Source organism: Cystobacter fuscus DSM 2262 (genome assembly GCF_000335475.2).
Taxonomy (GTDB): domain Bacteria; phylum Myxococcota; class Myxococcia; order Myxococcales; family Myxococcaceae; genus Cystobacter; species Cystobacter fuscus.
Genome location: NZ_ANAH02000028.1, coordinates 64,131 through 83,309 on the forward strand (window position 1 = coordinate 64,131; position 19,179 = coordinate 83,309).

General features: G+C 68.8%; 7 protein-coding genes. 4 read left to right on the forward strand and 3 right to left on the reverse strand.

Translation table 11 applies throughout. The annotated features are described in order from the left end of the window. Positions 1 to 7 precede the first annotated feature (7 nt). Positions 8 to 1,261, forward strand: coding sequence for a styrene monooxygenase/indole monooxygenase family protein (locus D187_RS34980; protein WP_063725064.1), 1,254 nt, complete (start codon positions 8 to 10; stop codon positions 1,259 to 1,261). A gap of 303 nt (positions 1,262 to 1,564) precedes the next feature. Then, positions 1,565 to 2,704, forward strand: coding sequence for a M12 family metallopeptidase (locus D187_RS34985; protein ID WP_002624744.1), 1,140 nt, complete (start codon positions 1,565 to 1,567; stop codon positions 2,702 to 2,704). 45 nt (positions 2,705 to 2,749) lie between these two features. Here the strand turns inward: D187_RS34985 and D187_RS34990 are convergent, their stop codons facing one another. Further along, positions 2,750 to 3,976 (reverse strand): lanthionine synthetase C family protein, encoded by a 1,227-nt coding sequence (locus D187_RS34990; RefSeq protein WP_002624745.1) that lies wholly within the window; start codon positions 3,974 to 3,976, stop codon positions 2,750 to 2,752. Between the two features lie 270 nt (positions 3,977 to 4,246). Here D187_RS34990 and D187_RS34995 point away from each other — a divergent pair, with 270 nt between their 5' ends. Both D187_RS34995 and D187_RS35000 read left to right on the forward strand, forming a co-directional pair. Continuing rightward, positions 4,247 to 7,369, forward strand: coding sequence for a serine/threonine-protein kinase (locus D187_RS34995; RefSeq protein WP_051256681.1), 3,123 nt, complete (start codon positions 4,247 to 4,249; stop codon positions 7,367 to 7,369). A 54-nt stretch (positions 7,370 to 7,423) separates the two neighbouring features. Then, positions 7,424 to 8,305, forward strand: coding sequence for a sigma factor-like helix-turn-helix DNA-binding protein (locus D187_RS35000; protein ID WP_002624749.1), 882 nt, complete (start codon positions 7,424 to 7,426; stop codon positions 8,303 to 8,305). Between the two features lie 14 nt (positions 8,306 to 8,319). Here the strand turns inward: D187_RS35000 and D187_RS35005 are convergent, their stop codons facing one another. Continuing rightward, entirely contained in the window at positions 8,320 to 13,587 is a 5,268-nt protein-coding gene (locus D187_RS35005; RefSeq protein WP_043432989.1) for a trifunctional serine/threonine-protein kinase/ATP-binding protein/sensor histidine kinase, read from the reverse strand. 181 nt (positions 13,588 to 13,768) lie between these two features. After that, entirely contained in the window at positions 13,769 to 19,024 is a 5,256-nt protein-coding gene (locus tag D187_RS35010) for a trifunctional serine/threonine-protein kinase/ATP-binding protein/sensor histidine kinase (RefSeq protein ID WP_020918485.1), read from the reverse strand. Between the last annotated feature and the right edge of the window lie 155 nt (positions 19,025 to 19,179).

A 19,179-nucleotide genomic window follows, 5' to 3' on the forward strand; every position in this document is an offset into this window, starting at 1 on the left:
CCAGGGCATGGCGAACATCGCGATCATTGGCGCGGGCCAGGCCGGGCTCTTCCTCGGCTTTGGCCTGCTCGAGGATGGACACGACGTCACCCTGTTCTCGGACCGGACTCCCGACGAGATCCTCAATGGTCGGCTGCCCTCGGGCATGGGGCTCTTCGAGGACGCGGTGAAGAAGGAAGCCGCGCTGGGGCTCACCTTCTGGGAAGACGTGATGACGCGAGGCGAAGGCGCCATCCTCGAGCTGATCAACCCCGATGGCTCGGTCGGACTGCACATCGCCCCTCCCGTACCACGGCCACACCGGAGCGTGGATCAGCGGCTGAAGAACTCACGGTGGATGCGGGAGCTGGAGCGCCGCGGCGCGTCCGTTCGCGTCGTCCCCCTAGCGAATCCGGAGCAGCTCGATGCGCACGTGGCCGGCTTCGACCTCGTGCTGGTCGCCACCGGCAAGGGCGCTCTCTCCACCCTGTTCCCGCGAGACGCGAGGCGGAGCCCCTTCGACAAGCCCCAGCGTCACATCACCTGCTTCCTCGTGAAGAACTTCCGGCCCGAGCTGCGCAGCGGGACCATCCGCGTCCTGCCGGGCCTGGGCGAGGTGGTCATCACCCCGTTCTACAGCCGGGAGAACCTCAAGGCGCGCGTCCTCCTCATCGAGGGCATTGCCGGCGGGCCGCTCGATTATCTCTCGCGGGCGCTATCGGGCCGCGAGCTGCTGGAGGAGTGCAAGCAGACCCTGACCAGGTTGCTCCCCGGGCAGCTCGAGGACCTGCGGGAGGCGGAGCTGTCCTCCGAGCAATGCTGGCTGCGCGGCGCCCTCACGCCCACCGTGCGCGAGCCGGTGGGCCGATTGGCCTCGGGCAGGGTGGTGCTCGGCCTGGGAGATGCCCTCATGCTGCATGATCCGCTGGCCGCGCAGGGCGGCAACAACGCGACCCACATGGCGGACTTCTACCGGACTCGCATTCGCGAGCACGCCGGGCAACCCTTCACCGCGGAGTGGATGCAGCGGACCTTCGATGACTTCTGGCTCGCCTATGGCCAGTACGCCATGGGCGTGACGGCTGGCCTGCTCATGCCTCCGGCGCCCCACCAGCAGGCGGTGCTCGTCTCGGCGCACCAGGTGCGCGCGGTGGCCGAGGCGTTGATCGACGGCCTGTATGATCCCAGGGCCCTCTTCCCCTGGTTCGTGGACCCCGCCGTCACCCGCGACTTCCTGCAAGCAAAGGGCGTCCCACCGGCGCTGCTGGCGCGGTTCTGGTGAGGGTGCGGCAACCGCATCCCCGGCCCGAGCACTTCAAGAGGAGCCCGAGGCCATGGGGCTATGCCGCCACGCGTCAGGACTCCCGCACAGGCCTTCCAGACCGCCAGGCCCACTCTCGGCCCCAGGTAGAAAATTTCCAAGAAAGCGAATAAAACAGCTATGACGTTTGTGGCGGTCTAAGCCGTTATTTTTCGTTTAACCCGGTTGTGCCAGTTGCTGCCTCTGTAGTGACAAAGGGTTCGAGAAGGTGCGTGGCCTGCACTCGAGGCGACGCGCCGTACCGCACAACTCGAAGGAGGCGAAATGTTCAACCGTGGGATGCGTCATGCGGCTTTTCTTGCCTTGGGTTTGTTGAGCTCCGCGTGTGGAGATCAAGAGGCGGCAACGGAGCACGAGCGCGAGTTGGAAAACGACGCCGTGTACAACTCACAGTACCCCCAGGGTCAGTCTTTCCAGGTGCGGCTGGCCGGCCTGAAAGACCCCGTCACGGCGGTGCTCAAGGGTGACCATGCCTTTGTCGGCGACCAGGTGATCGGTCAGGTCTCTGGCACGCAGGTGCTCAGCGTGGACAAGCAGGTGCTGTTGGAGCTGGATGGTGAAGCGCGAGTCAGGGCCATGGGCTCTGGCATCGTCAACGCCACCGGTCAGAAGTGGCCAGGGGGCGTGATTCCGTACGAGATCGATCCCGCCGCGTCGGCGGCGACGCGTACGGCTTTCGAGGGCGCCAAGGCCGACTACCACGCGAAGACCTCCATCCGCTGGGTTCCCCGGACCAATCAGGCCGATTACGTTCGGATCGTTACCAGCGACGGATGCTGGAGCTACGTCGGCAAGATCGGAGGACGGCAGGACTTGTCGCTGGGCAACGGCTGCGGTGTGAATCCCGCCCGGCACGAGCTCGGCCACGCGGTCGGGCTGGCGCACGAGCAGGTGCGTCAGGATCGCGATTCATGGGTCACGGTCAACGCGGGCGGCAGCCAGAACGCCATCGATTGGGGGTCGGCGGGCACGCCCATCGGAGCGTATGACTTCGAGTCGATGATGCACTACCGCAACTACTTCGTGAACGGCCGTTGGGATTACGTGCCCAAGAATGGCTTTCCGCCCGAGTGGGTTGGCAACGACCGCGTCAACACCTTCACCGCTGGCGACCTCGGGGCCATTAGCGCCATCTACGGTGGTGGCGCAACCACTGGAGTCTGCTTCTACTCTGACATCGACTACAAGGGCGCGAGCTTCTGCGCGACCAGCGACAGCTCTTGGGTCGGGACGGAATGGAACGACCGCATCTCCTCGGTCAAGGTGAGCCCTGGCTTCGAGTTCACGTTGTTCAATGACCTCAATTTCGGCGGAAATGGTCTGGGGTGTGGTTGTGACATTCCCAACCTGGTGACGCACAACTTCAACGATCTCACCTCTTCGTTCCGGATCAAGCGGCAGTAACGAGACCCCTCGTCCGGGCCCGGGCCGCCCAGCGGCCCGGGCGCTTCACAGGACATCCATGGTGGGGAATCTCGCGCTCGCGCGAATGCATTCCCACAGGAAGCAGGCCAGGCCGAGGTCTCCGGTCCACAAGGAGTAGCGTCGGCGTCCCAGCCGGGCGGCCTCGGCCTCGCTCTGCTGGATGGCGTGCATGGCGAAGGAACGTGCTCGAGCGAGCCATTCGTCGTCACCGGTCCGCTCGAAGAGCTTGAGGAAGGCATAGGCGTTTCCCGCGGTGCCGTGGCAGAGGTTGGCGCCCTTGGCCAGCGGGCCCGCGGTCCAGGTCAGCTCACCCGCTCCGAGCAGCAGCTCGTCGACGGGCGCATCCAGGGCCGACAAGGCCGTCACCATGCCGGGGGCGCCATGGCAGTGCTGCACCAGCAGCGGCGCTCCGGAACGCCGCGCTCCGGTCCGGGGAGCCCAATTGATTCCGTGAGCGCTCCGGATCGCGGTCGCTTCCAGGGTCCTCGCGATACGTGATGACAGCGATGCCCATTGCCCGGGTTCCAGGAGTTCGCGCCCCTGGAGCAGGGCGAAGGCGTTGCCGGCGAAGCCGTGCACCGGTCCCAGGTATTGCGCGCGCTCCCCGTACAGGGTCTGCGTCCAGATATCCGCGCCGAGGCTTTCGTCCCGTTGAAAGGACGCCTCCAGCGCCCGTGCGCCCGCGCGGTAGAGGTCCGCCCAGCGTGCCGAGCCGCTGGCCCGGTAGAGCGCCAGCGCCGCCAGCATCGTCCCCGGCGCTCCCCACATCAGCTCCAGCGCCGGGTCCTCCGTGTTCTCCGCGATGGCCTCGGCCAGGGCGGACAGGACCGGTTCGGATGGCGCCGTCTTCCACCAGGTGAAGAGAACGCCCGCGTCCCCCAGCAGCCATGAGCGCGTCTGCCAGCCGGTCCCCAGCATCCTGCGCCACGCCTCGGACTCGAACAGCCACCGGTTGCGGCGCTGGATGTCGAGGAGGTGGTCCGCGAAGGAGGGGCCGGGGCCCACCGCGCCCTCGCGCGCGAGATGCTCCAGTCCCCAGATGACGCCCGCCGCGCCGAAATAGAGGGACGCCTGTGGGCCGGGAGGGTCATCGGGCTCCGCGTCGTTGGGGTGGATCGGCCACAGGCCATCAGGTGTGAACGTGTCGCGCGTCTCCTGGACGATTTGGTCGATGGCGGCGCGCGCGATGGCGGCATCCCACGCCGCGCCAGCCAACGGTTGATGACGCTCCGGATCGAACAGTGCGCTCATATGCCCCTTCCTCCCCGTTGATGATGCGAGCCCTGGTTGCATGGACCCTCTATCACGGTCGAACAAAGCCCAAGCGGGAGGCCTCTCGACTCCGAGGCGCGTGAGCACGTCATCTGCAACACGTTCGAGAGGTTCGGTTTGGCGGGGCCCATCGATGCCCGGCGCGCTCCCGCTCGGGAAGGGGCCGTGACTCCTCCGCACCCCCCGTCAGTTCAGTGGGCTCTTCCGGTGAAGTATATCTACCGGTTTCACGACCTCGCGGTCCTTCTCATGACTTCGTGTCCTGACGAGAACGAGCTGCTGGAGTGGGAGCAGGGGCGCCTGTCGGCGGGCGCCATGGCCCGACTGGAGGCGCACCTGGATGGGTGCGCGGCATGCTGCGTGGTGGTGGCGGGACTCAGGGGCGGGGAGGGTCCGTCCGCGGAGCTCCTGGCGCCGCTCGGGCCGGGCGGTCCACCGGGGCCCGGGGCGCGGGTGGGGCGCTACGTGCTGCTGCGCCACGTGGGCGAGGGGGGCATGGGCGTCGTCTTCGCCGCGTACGATCCAGACCTGGATCGGGAGGTGGCGCTCAAGCTGCTCAAGCCCGGCGCGGTGGCGGACGCGGAGGCGCGGGGGCGGCTGGTGCGCGAGGCCCAGGCGCTGGCCCGGCTGACCCACCCGAACGTCGTCACCGTGCATGACGTGGGCCTGGACGACGACACCGTCTTCCTCGCCATGGAACTGGTGCGGGGGCGGACGCTGCGCCACTGGCTGGCGGAGGCGCCGCGGTCATGGCGCGAGGTGCTCGCCCGCTTCCTCCTGGCGGGCCAGGGGTTGGCCGCCGCGCACGCGGTGGGGCTGGTGCACCGCGACTTCAAGCCGGACAACGTGCTGCTGGGGGACGACGGCCAGGTGCGCGTCACCGACTTCGGCCTCGCGCGCGCGGGGCCCGCGCCCCTGGCCCCACCAGAGCCGTGGGCCAGCGAGGGCCCCGCCCGGCGGGCCCCGTGGCGCGGAAGCGACACTGTCTCCGGCGTCCGGTTGGGCACGCCCGCGTACATGTCCCCGGAGCAGTGGCGGGGCCTGCGCGCGGACGCTCGCAGCGACCAGTTCAGCTTCTGTGTCGCGCTGTACGAGGCCCTCTTCGGCGAGCGGCCCTTCGCGGGGGCCACGGCGGAGGAGCGCGCCCGGTCCCCGCTCGAGGGGCGGGTGACGCCGCCGCCCCGCGGCTCGCGCGTGCCCGGCGCCGTGCGCGACGCCGTGCTGCGGGGCCTGGCCGCCGAGCCGGCCTCGCGCCACCCCTCCCTGGACGCGCTGCTCGCCCGGCTCGAGTCCGGCTCACGCACGCGCCGCTGGCGCTGGGCGGCGGCGGCACTGGCCACGGGCGTGGCGGCCAGTGCGGCCCTGGGCTTCGGCCTGGCTCGGGGTGACACCGCGCGGGTGTGCACCGGCTTCGAGGCCCGGCTGGAGGGCACCTGGGACGCGGCGCGCCGGGCCCGGTTGGAGCAGCGCTTTCGTCAGGGCGCGCCGCCAGTGACGGGAGACGCCTTCGAGTCCACCGCGCGGGCGCTGGACGCCTATGCCCAGGCACTGGTGGCCCAGGAGCGGCAGTCCTGCGAGGACACGCGCGTGCGGCAGGCCCAGTCCGAGCGGCTGATGGACTTGCGTGCCGCGTGCCTGGATGGCCGGCGCCAGGCGTTGCACGTCCTGGTGGAGCTGCTGGAGGGGGGCGAGCGGGAGGCGCTCACGCGGGCGTCCGAGGCCGCGCGGCAGCTCCCCTCCCTGGCCGCGTGCGCGGACCGGGACGCGCTCGCCCGCGTGGACCCGCTGCCGCGAGCCCCGGAGGCCCGGCGGGAACTGGCGGAGCTGCTCCGGGAACTGGATGGGCTGCGCGTGCGGGGCTCGGCCGGGTTCCATGAGCGCGCGCTGCCCCGGCTGGAAGAGGTGGTGACGGCGCTGCGGGGGCTGGGGCATCGGCCCTCGTTGGCGGGGGCCCTGCTCCTGCTGGGCGAGCTGCGGGGCACCGCCGGGAGCTTCGTCGCGGCGCGCGAGGTGCTGGAGGAGGCGGTGCGCGTGGCGGAGGCCGGGCACGACGACGAGACGGCCGCGCGCGCGTGGAACCGTCTCCTCTATACGGAAGTCCAGGGCATGGGCCTGGCGAAGGAGGCCCAGCGCACCGCGCGCATGGCGGAGGCGGCCCTGGAGCGGCTGGGAGCCGAGGCCTCCCTGGAAGTGGCCGCGGAGCTGCGCCGCGTTCGCGGCAGTCTCAGCTACCGGCAGGGCGAGTACGCGCGCGCGCTCACGGATGCCAGCGAGGCCCTGTCCCTGCTGGAGCGGGCGCGCGGGCCCCAGGACGTGGCGCTCGCCGATGTCCTCACCGTCATGGGCCTGTCCCTCACCGCGCTGGGGCGCTACGCGGAGGCGGAGCAGCACCATGCGCGCGCCCTGGCCCTGGTCGAGGCGGTGTATGGCCGGGAGCACCCGCTATTCGCGGCGCACCTCTGCAACATGGCCACCGCGCTGCGGCTCCAGGGGAAGGTGGCCGAGGCGGTGGCTCGCTACGGCGAGGCGCTCGCGTTGAGCGAGCGCCTGCTCGGGGCCGCGCACTCCAGCACCAGCATGATCCGGGTGAACCTGGGCGATGCGCTCTCGCGACAGGGCCTGCTGGCGGAGGCGCTGCCCCACTACGAGCGAGCCCTGGCCAGCCTGCGCGAGGGAGGGGACGGCGAGCAGCTCCGGGTGGCCAACGTGCTGCTGAGCCTGGGCAATGCCCAGGGGGACCTGGGACAGCTCGCGCGGGCGGAGGCGTCCTACCGCGAGGCGCTCGCGCTCCAGGTGGCGGAGCTCGGCCCCCGGCACCCGGACGTGGCCCTGTCGCGTAACAACCTGGGCTGGGTGGCGATGGACGCGGGACGCCTGCACGACGCGCGTGCCCACTTCGAGGCGGCGCGCGCGCTGTGGGAGGCCACGCTCGGCCCCGGACACCCGAAGGTGGCCAGCGCGCTGTACAACCTGGGGCACGTGGAGCTGCGCCTGCGCCGGGTCCGCCCGGCGCTCGTCCATCTGCGGCGGGCACTGGAGGTGCGCGAGAAGTCGCTCGGGGCGGAGCACCCCCGGGTGGCGCAGACGCTCGCGCTGCTGGGCGAGGCGCTGGTGGAGGGCGGCCAGCCCAGCGAGGCCCGCGAGCCGCTGGAGCGGGCGGTGGCGCTCTCCTCGCGGGTGGAGCTGGCCCCGCACGAGCTGGCCCGGGCACGCTTCGCGCTCGCCCGCGTCCTCTGGCGGTCGCGGGGGGAGCGGCCCCGGGCACTCGCCCTGGCGCGGGAGGCCCATGAGGCCTACGCACGGAGCGCGCCCGTCTACACGCCCCGCGCGCGCGAGGTACGGTCCTGGCTGTCCGCTCATGGCTCCTCCTGAGCCGGGGGGCCTCATTCCCGCTCGTGTGGGCGGGCTTGTTGGTGGAGGTGGTGCGTGGCGTCCGAGCTGACCGAGTCCTTCCTGTCACGGGCGCCGCATGCGCTCGTCCCGGCGTTGCGGGCGCTTCCCGGCCTGGAGGACGTGCTCGCGGGGCTGGTGCGGCGGGCGCGCGAGGCGTGGCCCGAGGTGGGCCTGGACGCGGAGGCCTTCCTGGCGCACGTGGCGGAGCGGCTGCCCTCCACGGGCGAGGCCCGCGAGGTGCTCGCGAGCCTGCGCGCGGAGGACCTGTTCCTCGCCTTCGCCTGCGCGCGGGGGGAGGCGCGGGCGCTCGACGCGCTCGACGCGCACGTGCTGTCCCAGGTGGGCACGTGGCTGCCGCGCGAGGAGCACGCGTTCGTGGACGAGCTGCGGCAGTTGTTGCGCCAGCGGCTGCTGGTCCCGGTGGAGGGGGCACCGCCGAAGCTGGCCTCCTATTCCGGGCGAGGTCCGCTGGGACAGTGGGTGCGGGCGGTGGCGCTGCGGCTCCACATCGACCGGCAGCGCGCCGCGCCGCGCGAGGTGCCCTTGGAGGCGGCCCCGGTGGCGTTGGCGGAGCGGTTGGGCGTGGACCCCGAGCTGGCCTTCATCCGCGAGCGGCACCAGGAGGACTTCCGCGTGGCCTTTCGCGCCGCGCTGGGCCGGCTGGAGGCCCGGGAGCGCAACCTGCTGCGGCTGCACCACGTGCACGGTCTGTCCATGGACGCGGTGAGCGCCACGTATCAGGCGCCCCGCTCCAGTGTGGCGCGTTGGATTGCCCGCGCTCGCGAGCGGCTGCTGGCGCTCACCCGTGAGGAATTGACGGCGCGGTTGGGGCTGACGCCCGACGAGCTGGACAGCCTGCTGCGGCTCGTGCGCAGCCAGCTCGACGTCAGCCTCCGCCAGCTCATGACGGACTGAGCGATGGGCCTCGGCTAGGAGAGAGGGAGCTCCAGGGTGGTGACGGCGCCCTTGCCGGGTCCCTCGCTCTCGATGGTCAGGCGGCCATTGAGCAGTTGGGCCGCCAGCGCGCTGGAGTGCAGGCCGAAGCCATGGCCCTCCTTGCGCGTGGTGAAGCCGTGGGAGAACAGCTTGCCCTTCACCTCGGGGGTGATGCCCACGCCATCATCCACCACCTGGATGCGGACCATGGGCCCCTCCGCCTTCATCCTCACCCATAGGTCGCGCTGACCTTCGGGCATCGGATCCAACGCCTGCTTGGCGTTGCTGATGAGGTTGATGAGGATTTGCAGCACCTTGTGCTTGTCCACCTTCACCCGAGGCACCGGCGACAGCTCCCGGTGCACGGTGACCCCATGGCGTTGCAAGGCCGCCATCTGGATGCGCAGCGCGTCGTCGATGAGCAGGGACAGGTCGCACTCCTCGGTCATCAGCGAGCTCTTCGCATACGTCTGTTGCACCTGGACGATGGCGCGGATGTGCTCGATGTGCCGGCTCATCGCCTCCATGTCCTCCATCAGGCGCGTCTGATCCTTCAGCAACTCCTCCCCCAGCGACACGAAGTATTCCGGCAGGTGTCTGCCCCGGGGGCTTTCGGTCAGGAATCCCACCAGGTCCTCCTGATGCTCCACGAGGAGCGTGCCCGCCTGCTTCACGCGGCCCATGCGCTGCGAGCCCACCGCCTTGCGCATCATCTCGAGGTTGATGACGGCGCTGGTGAGCACGTTGCCCACGTTGTGCAGCACGTTGGCGGCCACCTCCGCCATGCCCACCTCGCGCGCCGTATCCACCAGCCGGGCCTGGGCCTGCTTGAGCTCGCGCGTGCGCTCCTCCACCCGTTGCTCCAGCTCTTCATTGGCCTGGCGCAGCTCCGTCCTGGCGCGTTGCACGTCCTCATAGAGCCGGGCGTTCTCGATGGAGATGGCCGCTTGGGAGGCCAGGTGTCCCAGGAGCACCAATCGCGCGGGGTTGAAGGCATTGGCCGCCAGGTCGTTCTCCAGGTACAGCGCTCCGGAGAACCGCTCCTGCCTCAACAGGGGCAGGCACAACACCGAGCGCGCTCCGCTGTTCGCCAGGTAGACATCGGACGAGAAGGGGTGGGGCTTGGAGGCATCGCCGATGAGCACGTGCTCGCGGGTGCGCCGCACATAGGCGAGGAGCGTCCACGGCAGCAAGGGGACCACTCCCTCCGACGAGGTGTCGGAGAGGGCGGCCACCGAGAGCGAGTCCCCATCCGGCAGCAGCAGGGCGCCTCGCTGGGCGCCCGCGTTCTCGATGGCCGCGCGCAGCAGCGTCTTCACCAGACGCTCCAGTTCGATCTCACTGGAGACGGCCTGCTGGGCCTTGACGACCGTGAGCGCGTCGATGTGGGTGGAATCCGTGGTGCTGGTGGTCTGCGCGTCCTGGATCTCCACGGAAGGGGAGAGGTGGGGCCAGAGGGACTCCAGGTGCTGCACCTTGCCCAGGGCGCCCCACTGTTGGTACGCCGCCTGGGCGTCGCGCGCGAAGGTATACGCGACGGTGGGCGCCTGTCGGGTGCGCCAGAAGTTCGCGGCGAGCTCGCTGGCCAGTGCGACGAAATGGGTGGCTCCGTTCTCCCGGGCCGAGCGGATGGCTTCCTCGTAGGCGCGTGTGGCCTCCTCGGACCGTCCCGCGATGCGGGCCAGCTCCGCGGACACCATCCGCTCGAGCGCGAGGAAGTTCTCGGGGCAGTTCTCCGCCCACTCCGCGAGCTGTCGCTGGTGCCCCTGGATGGCCTCGAGCAGCCGCGGCTGCTCCTCGGGCGTGGCCTCCTCGAAGCACGCCGCCAGGGTCAGGGCGCGGTAGAAGTGGAAGACGCAGAGGGGGAGGGTGCCGCCCATGACCCACAGGAACTCGATCGTCTTGTCCGCGGCCTCCCGGGCTTCCGCGTAGGCACCACTCATGAACCGCGATTGGAGTCTGGCGAGCCAATAGTTGCTCTTCAGGGTCGCCTGGCGTCTGGGGAGCTGCGCCTCGAAGGCCTGCTCATCGAAGCCCTCCCCGTTGAGCGTGCCGAACGCGTGGGTGAGCCCGCGCAGGTTCTGCACGTGGCGTTGATCCAGCAGGACATAGTCCTGGGGCTCCTTGACCCCCGTCTCGCGCAAGAACTGGCCGCGCACGAGCGTTTCCCAGTGGACCTCATCCAGGTGATGCCCCATGAAGAGCCGGTTGTAGACGATGTACCAGTTGCTGAAGGCGGCGCCCAGGATGTCTCCCACCTGGATCGCGTGGTGGAGGGCCTTGATGACGAGCTCCTGCGCCTGGGGCAGGGGCTGGGTCCAATAGCTGCAGAACTGCATGCAGTAGAGAACTCTTCCCCGGTGGGCGGTCAGGTTGTAGCGCTCGACGAACTCGAGGGCGAGCCTGGAGAAGGCAAGGCCTTCCCGGTAGCGCTTGAAGTACGAGCTGGAGATGAAGCCAAACCAACCATATCCGGGCGTGGCGGCATCCACGAAACCGTGGCGGATGGAGAGCGAGGTAATCCTGCTCACGATGATGATGAACAGGTGGTGGTTGGTGGCATACGCGATCGGGTAGAGCTCCAGGAGGGTGCTGACGGCCAGCTTCACGTCCGGGTCGGTCATGAGTGGCAGGTCGATGAGGCTGTCGATGGGGCGCTCCCCCAGCAGGGACCACACCTCCGCATGGGCGGCCACCGCCTCCTCCCAAGTGGGGGTTGGGGAAAGTGGCATGCCGAGCAAGGCCAGACACTCCTGCATGAAGGCCAGGCCCTGCTGGCTCTCGCTCACGGCGAAGTGGACGTCCATCCTCAGGATGGAGACGGCCACGGCGTCCGCACGGGTGCGCGCCCGGGGGTGTAACTCCTCGGCAAGGCGGCGCGCCTCGGCGACGTTGCCTTGCATGAATTCACAGCGAGCCTGGGAGAGTCGCAGTTTGAAGGCCAGCTCGGGCTCCGTCTCCCAGGGGTCTCCCGGGATGAGCGCGAAGGCCGTCGAGAAGTAGGTGATGGCGGGACGCAGCGCCATCGCGGCCCGGGCCTTGTCTCCCGCCTCGGCGTTCAGCCGCATGAGGTGGTGGCGCTCCGCGGGTTCTTCGATGAGCTCCCACCCGGTGTTGAGCTGGCTCACCACGTCGAAGAGCGACTCGCGCAGCGCCTCCGGGGAGAGGCTCGCGAGCAGCAGGCGGCCGATGCGCAGGTGGACGGCCTTGCGCTCGGCTTCGGAGAGGAGGCAGTGGGCGGCCTGCTGGATGCGATCATGTTGGAAGCGGTACTGCTCCGGGCCGGAGCGCACCAGCATGCCTTCCTGGAGCGCGGGCTCGATTCCTTGCTCGAGCTCTCCTTCCGCGGACAGACCGGAGAGGGCGGTCAACATCCGGAGGGAGAAGACATTGCCCACACACGCGGCCAGCCGCAGCAGATGCTGCGTGTCCGAGGGGAACTGGCGCAGCTTGCCCACCATGAAGTCGACGATGTTTTCCGAATAGCCCCGGGACCGTACCCCTTCGGCGTCCCATCGCCAGCCGCCTCCGGGCGCCCGCACCAGCAGACCATCCTGGTGGAGAGCTACCAGCAGTTGCAGCAGGAAGAAGGGGTTGCCGCCCGTCTTCTCGTGCACCAGCGCGGAGAGGGGAGCGACCACCTCTCTCGCCGCACCCGGCAGTGTATCGGTCACCAGGTGCTCCACCTGCTCCGCGCTCAGCGGCCCCAGGTGCATGTCGGTCATCCTCGCTCCCGCCTTGCGCGCCTCCTCCAACACCTGCATCAACGAGTGGGTGGGGCTCACCTCGTTGTCCCGGTAGGCGCCAATCCAGAGCACCGGGAGGACCTCGGGCTGGGACAGCATGTGCGCGAGCCATTGCAGACTGGCCAGGTCCGCCCACTGCAAGTCATCGAGGAACACCACCATGGGGTGCTCCGGGGTGGCGAATACCGAGAGGAATTGGCGGACCACTCGATGGAAGCGGCGTTGGGATTCGTTCGGGGGCAACTGCTGGAGCGCGGGCTGGGGGCCCACCAGCACCTCGAGTTGGGGCACCAGGTCCACGAGCGCCTGGCCCTCCGTGCCCCAGGCCCGATTCACCTGCTCCCGCCACTCGCCGAGTTCCTCCTCACTGCCCGCCAGCAATTGCTGCACGAGACCCCGGAGTGTCTGGGCCGGAGTGGCGTAGGGAATGTCCCGCTGGAACTGGTCGAACTTGCCGCTCAGGAAGAAGCCGCGGCGCTCCACCACGGGCTTGTGCAACTCGTTCACCACCGAGGACTTGCCGATGCCCGAGTAACCACTGACGAGGATCAACTGCGGCTGGCCGGTGCGAGCCACCCGCTCGAAGCCCTCGAGCAGGGTGGCCACCTGGGCTTCACGTCCGTAGAGCCGTTGGGGCAGTTGGAACTGGGTGGGGGTGTCTCGCGTCCCCAGCGTGAAGACCTCTTGCACGTCCTGGCTCAGCGCCTGGCGGCAGCGCTCCAGGTCCGCCAGGAGTCCCTCGGCGCTCTGGTAGCGCTCCTCGGCCACCTTGGCCAGCAGCTTGAGGACGAGGGCGGACAAGGCGGGGGGCACCCGAGGGTTCAGCTCGTGCGGGGGCCGGGGCTGCTGCGCCATATGGGCGTGGAACCACTCGAGCGCGTCCCGCCCCTGGAAGGGGCGCTGCCCCGTGAGCAGCTCGTAGAAGGTGACGCCCAGCGAGTAGAAGTCCGTGCGGTAGTCCACCGCCCGGTTCATCCGTCCCGTCTGCTCGGGCGACATGTAGGCCAGCGTGCCTTCGACCAGGTGGGTCGGGGTTGCGTCCAGGTGCTCGACCTTCTGCAGCGTGGCCACCCCGAAGTCGATGATACGGGTCTCGCCCGAGGACGCCTCGATGATGTTGGAGGGCTTGATGTCCTTGTGGATGACGTTGCGGCAGTGGAGTTCTCCCAGGGTGGAGGCCAGGGAGAGGGCCAGATTCAGGAACCGGGAGAGTTCCAGGGGCTGGCCCGTGAACTCGGACAGGGTCTGGCCGTGCACCTGCTCCAGCATGAGCAGGGGCCGCTCGTGGAGCCGCTCGCAGGCATAGGCCCTGGCCACGCCGCGCACGTCCCGCAGCCGCTGCAGGATGGCGAACTCCCGCCGGTAGCGCTCGCTCTCCCTGGCGCCGGGCGATGGCGCCATGGGCGTCTTGATGATGACGGGCTGGCCGTCGGCCGTGCGCACCGCCTGGAACAGGACGTTCGAGCCCGTGGCTCGGACAGTGCCAAGGACCTTGTACCCCGGAATCTCCAACATGGATGAGCACACCCGTTGGCGAGAACCGGTCCCCATGACCTCGTCGCACCAACGCGCCCGATTGTACGCGTTCGTGGGTGAACAGGTTCCTTGTCCGTGTACTTCATCCTCGAGGGCTCGCCTGCCCGCCGCCGCGGAATGGTGGCACATGCGGCCAGCTGCCTTGGAGGTCCGTGGCCGACTAGGAGAGAGGGAGCTCCAGGGTGGTGACGGCGCCCTTGCCGGGTCCTTCGCTCTCGATGGTCAGGCGGCCCTGGAGGAGCTGTGCGGCCAGCGCGCTGGAGTGCAAGCCGAAGCCATGGCCCTCCTTGCGCGTGGTGAATCCGTGGGAGAACAGCTTGCCCTTCACCTCGGGGGTGATGCCCACGCCATCATCCTCCACCTGGATGCGGACCATGGGTCCCTCCGCCTTCATCTTCACCCACAGGTTGCGCTGGCCCTCGGGCATCGGATCCAACGCCTGCTTGGCGTTGCTGATGAGGTTGATGAGGATTTGCAGCACCTTGTGCTTGTCCGCCCTCACCCGAGGCACCGACGACAGCTCCCGGTGCACGGTGACCCCATGGCGTTGCAAGGACGCCATCTGGATGCGCAGCGCGTCGTCGATGAGCAGGGGCAGCTCGCACTCCTCGGTCATCAACGAGCTCTTCGCATACGTCTGTTGCACCTGGACGATGGCGCGGATGTGCTCGATGTGCCGGTTCATCGCCTCCATGTCCTCCATCAGGCGCGTCTGATCCTTCATCAACTCCTCCCCCAGCGCCGAGAGGTAGTCCGGCAGGCGGCTGCCCCGGGAGTTGTTCGTCAGGAAGTCCACCAGGTCCTTCTGATGCTCCACGAGGAGCGTGCCCGCCTGCTTCACGCGGCCTACGCGCAGCGAGCCCACCGCCTTGCGCATCACCTCGAGGTTGACGACGGCGCTGGTGAGCACGTTGCCCACGTTGTGCAGCACGTTGGCGGCCACCTCCGCCATGCCCACCTCGCGCGCCGTATCCACCAGCCGGGCCTGGGCCTGCTTGAGCTCGCGCGTGCGCTCCTCCACCCGTTGCTCCAGCTCTTCATTGGCCTGGCGCAGCTCCGTCCTGGCGCGTTGCACGTCCTCATAGAGCCGGGCGTTCTCGATGGAGATGGCCGCCTGGGAGGCCAGGTGTCCCAGCAACGCCAGCCGCACCGGGTTGAAGGCATTGGTGGCCAGGTGGTTCTCCAGGTACAGCGCTCCGGAGAATCGCTCCTGCCTCAACAGGGGCAGGCACAACACGGACCGCGCCTGGCCGCGCGCCAGGTACTCATCGGACGAGAAGGGGTGGGGCTTGGAGGCATCGCCGATGAGCACGTGCTCGCGGGTGCGCCGCACATAGGCGAGGAGCGTCCATGGCAGCGCGGAGGCCGCTTCCCCCGATGACGTGTCGGAGAGGGCGGCCACCGAGAGCGAGTCCCCATCCGGCAGCAGCAGGGCGCCTCGCTGGGCGCCCGCGTTCTCGATGGCCGCGTGCAGCAGCGTCTTCACCAGACGCCCGAGCTCGATTTCACTGGAGACGGCCTGTTGGGCCTTGACGACCGTGAGCGCGTCGATGTGGGTGGAATCCGTGGTGCTGGTGGTCTGCTCGTCCTGGGGGTCCGTGGAAGGGGAGAGGTGGGGCCAGAGGGTCTCCAGGTGCTGCACCTTGCCCAGGGCGCCCCACTGTTGGTACGCCGCCCGGGCCTCGCGCGCGAAGGTATACGCGACGATGGGCGCCTCCCGGGTGCGCCAGAAGTTCGCGGCGAGTTCGCTGGCCAGTGCGACGACGGGGGCGGACCCTTTCTCCCGGGCCAGGCGGATGGCTTGCTCATAGGCGCGTGTGGCCTCCTCGGAGCGTCCCTCGATGCGGGCCAGCTCCGCGGACACCATCCGCTCGAGCGCGAGGAAGTTCTCGGGGCAGTTCTCCGCCCACTCCGCGAGCTGTCGCTGGTGTGACTGGATGGCCTCGAGCAGCCGCGGCTGCTCCTCGGGCGTGGCCTCCTCGAAGCACGCCGCCAGGGTCAGGGCGCGGTAGAAGTGGAAGGCGCAGTGGGGGAGGGTGCCGCGCATGACCCACGAGAGCTCGGCGGCCTTGTCCGAGGCCTCCCGGGCCTCCGCGTAGGCACCACTCATGAACCGTGACTTGAGCCTGGCGAGCCAATAGTTGCTCTTCAGGGCCGCATGGCGTCTGGGGAGCTGCGCCTCGAAGGCCTGCTCATCGAAGCCCTCCCCGTTGAGCGTGCCGAATGCGTGGGTGAGCCCGCGCAGGTTCTGCACGTGGCGCTGCTCCAGCAGGAGATAGTCCTGGGGCTCCTTGACCCCCGTCTCGCGCAAGAACTGGCCGCGCACGAGCGTCTCCCGGTAGACCTCATCCAGGTGATGTCCCATGAAGAGCCGATTGTAGACAATGTACCAGTTGCTGTAGGCGGCGCCCAGGATGTCTCCCACCTGAAGCGTGTGGTGGAGCGCCTTGATGACGAGCTCCTGCGCCTGGGGCAGGGGCCGGTTCCAACAGCTGCAGAACTGCATGCTGTAGAGAACCCTTCCGCGGTGGGCGGTCAGGTTGTAGCGCTCGACGAACCCGAGGGCGAGCTTGGAGAAGGCAAGGCCTTCCCGGTACCGCTTGAAATATGCGCAAGAGATGAAGCCAAACCAGCTGTATCCGGGCGTGGCGGCATCCACGAAACCATGGCGGATGGAGAGGGAAACAATCCGGCTCACGATGATGATGAACAGGTGGTTGCTGGTGGCGTGCGCGGTGGGGTAGAACTCCAGGAGGGTGCTGACGGCCAGCTTCACGTCCGGGTCGGTCATGAGTGGCAGATCGATGAGGCTGTCGATGGGGCGCTCCCCCAGCAGGGACCACACCTCCGCATGGGCGGCCACCGCCTCCTCCCAGGTGGGATTCGGGGAAAGTGGCATGCCCAGCAAGGCCAGGCACTCCCGCATGATGGCCAGACCTTGCTGGCTCTCGCTCATGGCGAAGTGGATGCTTATCCTCAGGAGGTAGACGGCCACGGCGTCCGCACGGGTTGGTGCCCGGGGGTGCAACGCCTCGACCTGACGGCGCGCCTCGACGATGTTGCCGTCCATGAATTCGCAGCGCGCCTGGGAGAGTCGCAGTTTGAAGGCCAGCTCGGGCTCCGTCTCCCAGGGGTCTCCCGGGATGAGCGCGAAGGCCGTCGAGAAGTAGGTGATGGCGGGGCGCAGCGCCATCGCGGCCCGGGCCTTGTCCCCCGCCTCGGCGTTCAGCCGCATGAGGTGCTGGCGCTCCGCGGGTTCTTCGATGAGCTCCCACCCGGTGTTGAGCTGGCTCACCACGTCGAAGAGCGACTCGCGCAGCGCCTCCGGGGAGAGGCTCGCGAGCAACAGGCGGCCGATGCGCAGGTGGATGGCCTTGCGCTCCTCCTCGGGAATGAGGGCATGGGCGGCCTGCTGGATGCGGTCATGTTGGAAGCGGTACTGCTCCGGGCCGGAGCGCACCAGCATGCCTTCCTGGAGCGCGGGCTCGATTCCCTGCTCCACCGCTCCTTCCGTGGACAGACCGGAGAGGGTGGTCAACATCCGGAGGGAGAAGACATTGCCCACACACGCGGCCAGCCGCAGCAGATGCTGCGTGGCCGAGGGGAACTGGCGCAGCTTGCCCACCATGAAGTCGACGATGTTTTCCGAATAGCCCCGGGACCGTACCCCTTCGGCGTCCCACCGCCAGCCGCCTCCGGGCGCCCGCACCAGCAGACCATCCTGGTGGAGAGCCACCAGCAGTTGCAGCAGGAAGAAGGGGTTGCCCCCTGTCTTCTCGTGCACCAGGGCCGAGAGGGGACCGACGACCTCTCTCGCCGCACCCGGCAGTGTATCGGTCACCAGGTGCTCCACCTGCTCCGCGCTCAGCGGCCCCAGGTGGATGTCCGTCATCCTCGCCCCCGCCTTGCGCGCCTCCTCCAACACCTGCATCAACGAGTGGGTGGGGCTCACCTCGTTGTCCCGGTAGGCGCCAATCCAGAGCACCGGGAGGACCTCGGGCTGGGACAGCATGTGTGCGAGCCATTGCAGACTGGCCAGGTCCGCCCACTGCAAGTCATCGAGGAACACCACCATGGGGTGCTCCGGGGTGGCGAATACCGAGAGGAATTGGCGGACCACTCGATGGAAGCGGCGTTGGGATTCGTTCGGGGGCAACTGCTGGAGCGCGGGCTGGGGGCCCACCAGCACCTCGAGTTGGGGCACCAGGTCCACGAGCGCCTGGCCCTCCATGCCCCAGGCCCGATTCACCTGCTCCCGCCACCCGCCGAGTTCCTCCTCACTGCCCGCCAGCAATTGCTGCACGAGACCCCGGAGTGTCTGGGCCGGAGTGGCGTAGGGAATGTCCCGCTGGAACTGGTCGAACTTGCCGCTCAGGAAGAAGCCGCGGCGCTCCACCACGGGCTTGTGCAACTCGTTCACCACCGAGGACTTGCCAATGCCCGAGTAACCACTGACGAGGATCAGCTCCGGCTGGCCGGTGCGAGCCACCCGCTCGAAGCCCTCGAGCAGGGTGGCCACCTGGGCTTCACGTCCGTAGAGCCGTTGGGGCAGTTGGAACTGGGTGGGGATGTCCTGAGTCCCCAGCGTGAAGACCTCTTGCTTGCCCTCGCGGCAGCGCTCCAGGTCCGCCAGGAGTCCCTCGGCGCTCTGGTAGCGCTCCTCGGCCACCTTGGCCAGCAGCTTGAGGACGAGGGCGGACAAGGCGGGGGGCACCCGAGGGTTCAGTTCGTGCGGAGGCCGGGGCCGCTGCGCCATGTGGGCGTGGAACCACTCGAGTGCATCCTTCCCCTGGAAGGGGCGCTGCCCCGTGAGCAGCTCGTAGAAGGTGACGCCCAGCGAGTAGAAGTCCGTGCGGTAGTCCACCGCCCGGTTCATTCGCCCCGTCTGCTCCGGTGACATGTAGGCCAGCGTGCCTTCGACCAGGTGGGTGGGCGCCGCGTCCAGGTGCTCCACCTTGTGCAGCGTGGCCACCCCGAAATCGATGATGCGGGCTTCGCCCGAAGGTGTCTCGATGATGTTGGAGGGCTTGATGTCCTTGTGGATGACGGTGCGGCAGTGGATCTCCCCCAGGGTGGAGGCCAGGGAGAGGGCCAGATTCAGGAACCGGGAGAGCTCCAGGGGCTGGCCCGTGGATTCGGACAGGGTCCGGCCCTGCACCTGCTCCAGAACGAGCAAGGGACGCTCGTCGAGTTGCTCGCAGGCATAGGCTTGGGCCACGCCGCGCACGTCCCGTAGCCGCTGCAGGATGGCGAACTCCCGCCGGTAGCGCTCGCTCTCCCTGGCGCCGGGCGATGGCGCCATGGGCGTCTTGATGATGACGGGCTGGCCATCCGCCTCGCGTACCGCCTGGAACAGGACGTTCGAGCCCGCGGCTCGGAGGGTGCCAAGGACCCTATATCCCGGAATCTCCAACATGGATGAACACACCCGTTGGCGAGAACCGGTCCCCATGACCTCGTCGCACCAACACGCTAGATTGTACGCATTCGTGGGTGAACAGGTGTCTTGCCTGGGTTATTTACCCTTGGAGACTCGCCTGCTCTCCACCGTGTCATCAGAGCAAAGAAAAA

What these genes read in the sequence shown, in the direction of transcription:
- D187_RS34985 (WP_002624744.1), top strand. Translation starts at nt 1,565, where the DNA reads ATGTTCAACCGTGGGATGCGTCATGCGGCTTTTCTTGCCTTGGGTTTG.
- D187_RS34990 (WP_002624745.1), bottom strand. Translation starts at nt 3,976, where the DNA reads ATGAGCGCACTGTTCGATCCGGAGCGTCATCAACCGTTGGCTGGCGCG.
- D187_RS35010 (WP_020918485.1), bottom strand. Translation starts at nt 19,024, where the DNA reads ATGTTGGAGATTCCGGGATATAGGGTCCTTGGCACCCTCCGAGCCGCG.
- D187_RS34980 (WP_063725064.1), top strand. Translation starts at nt 8, where the DNA reads ATGGCGAACATCGCGATCATTGGCGCGGGCCAGGCCGGGCTCTTCCTC.
- D187_RS35005 (WP_043432989.1), bottom strand. Translation starts at nt 13,587, where the DNA reads ATGTTGGAGATTCCGGGGTACAAGGTCCTTGGCACTGTCCGAGCCACG.
- D187_RS34995 (WP_051256681.1), top strand. Translation starts at nt 4,247, where the DNA reads ATGACTTCGTGTCCTGACGAGAACGAGCTGCTGGAGTGGGAGCAGGGG.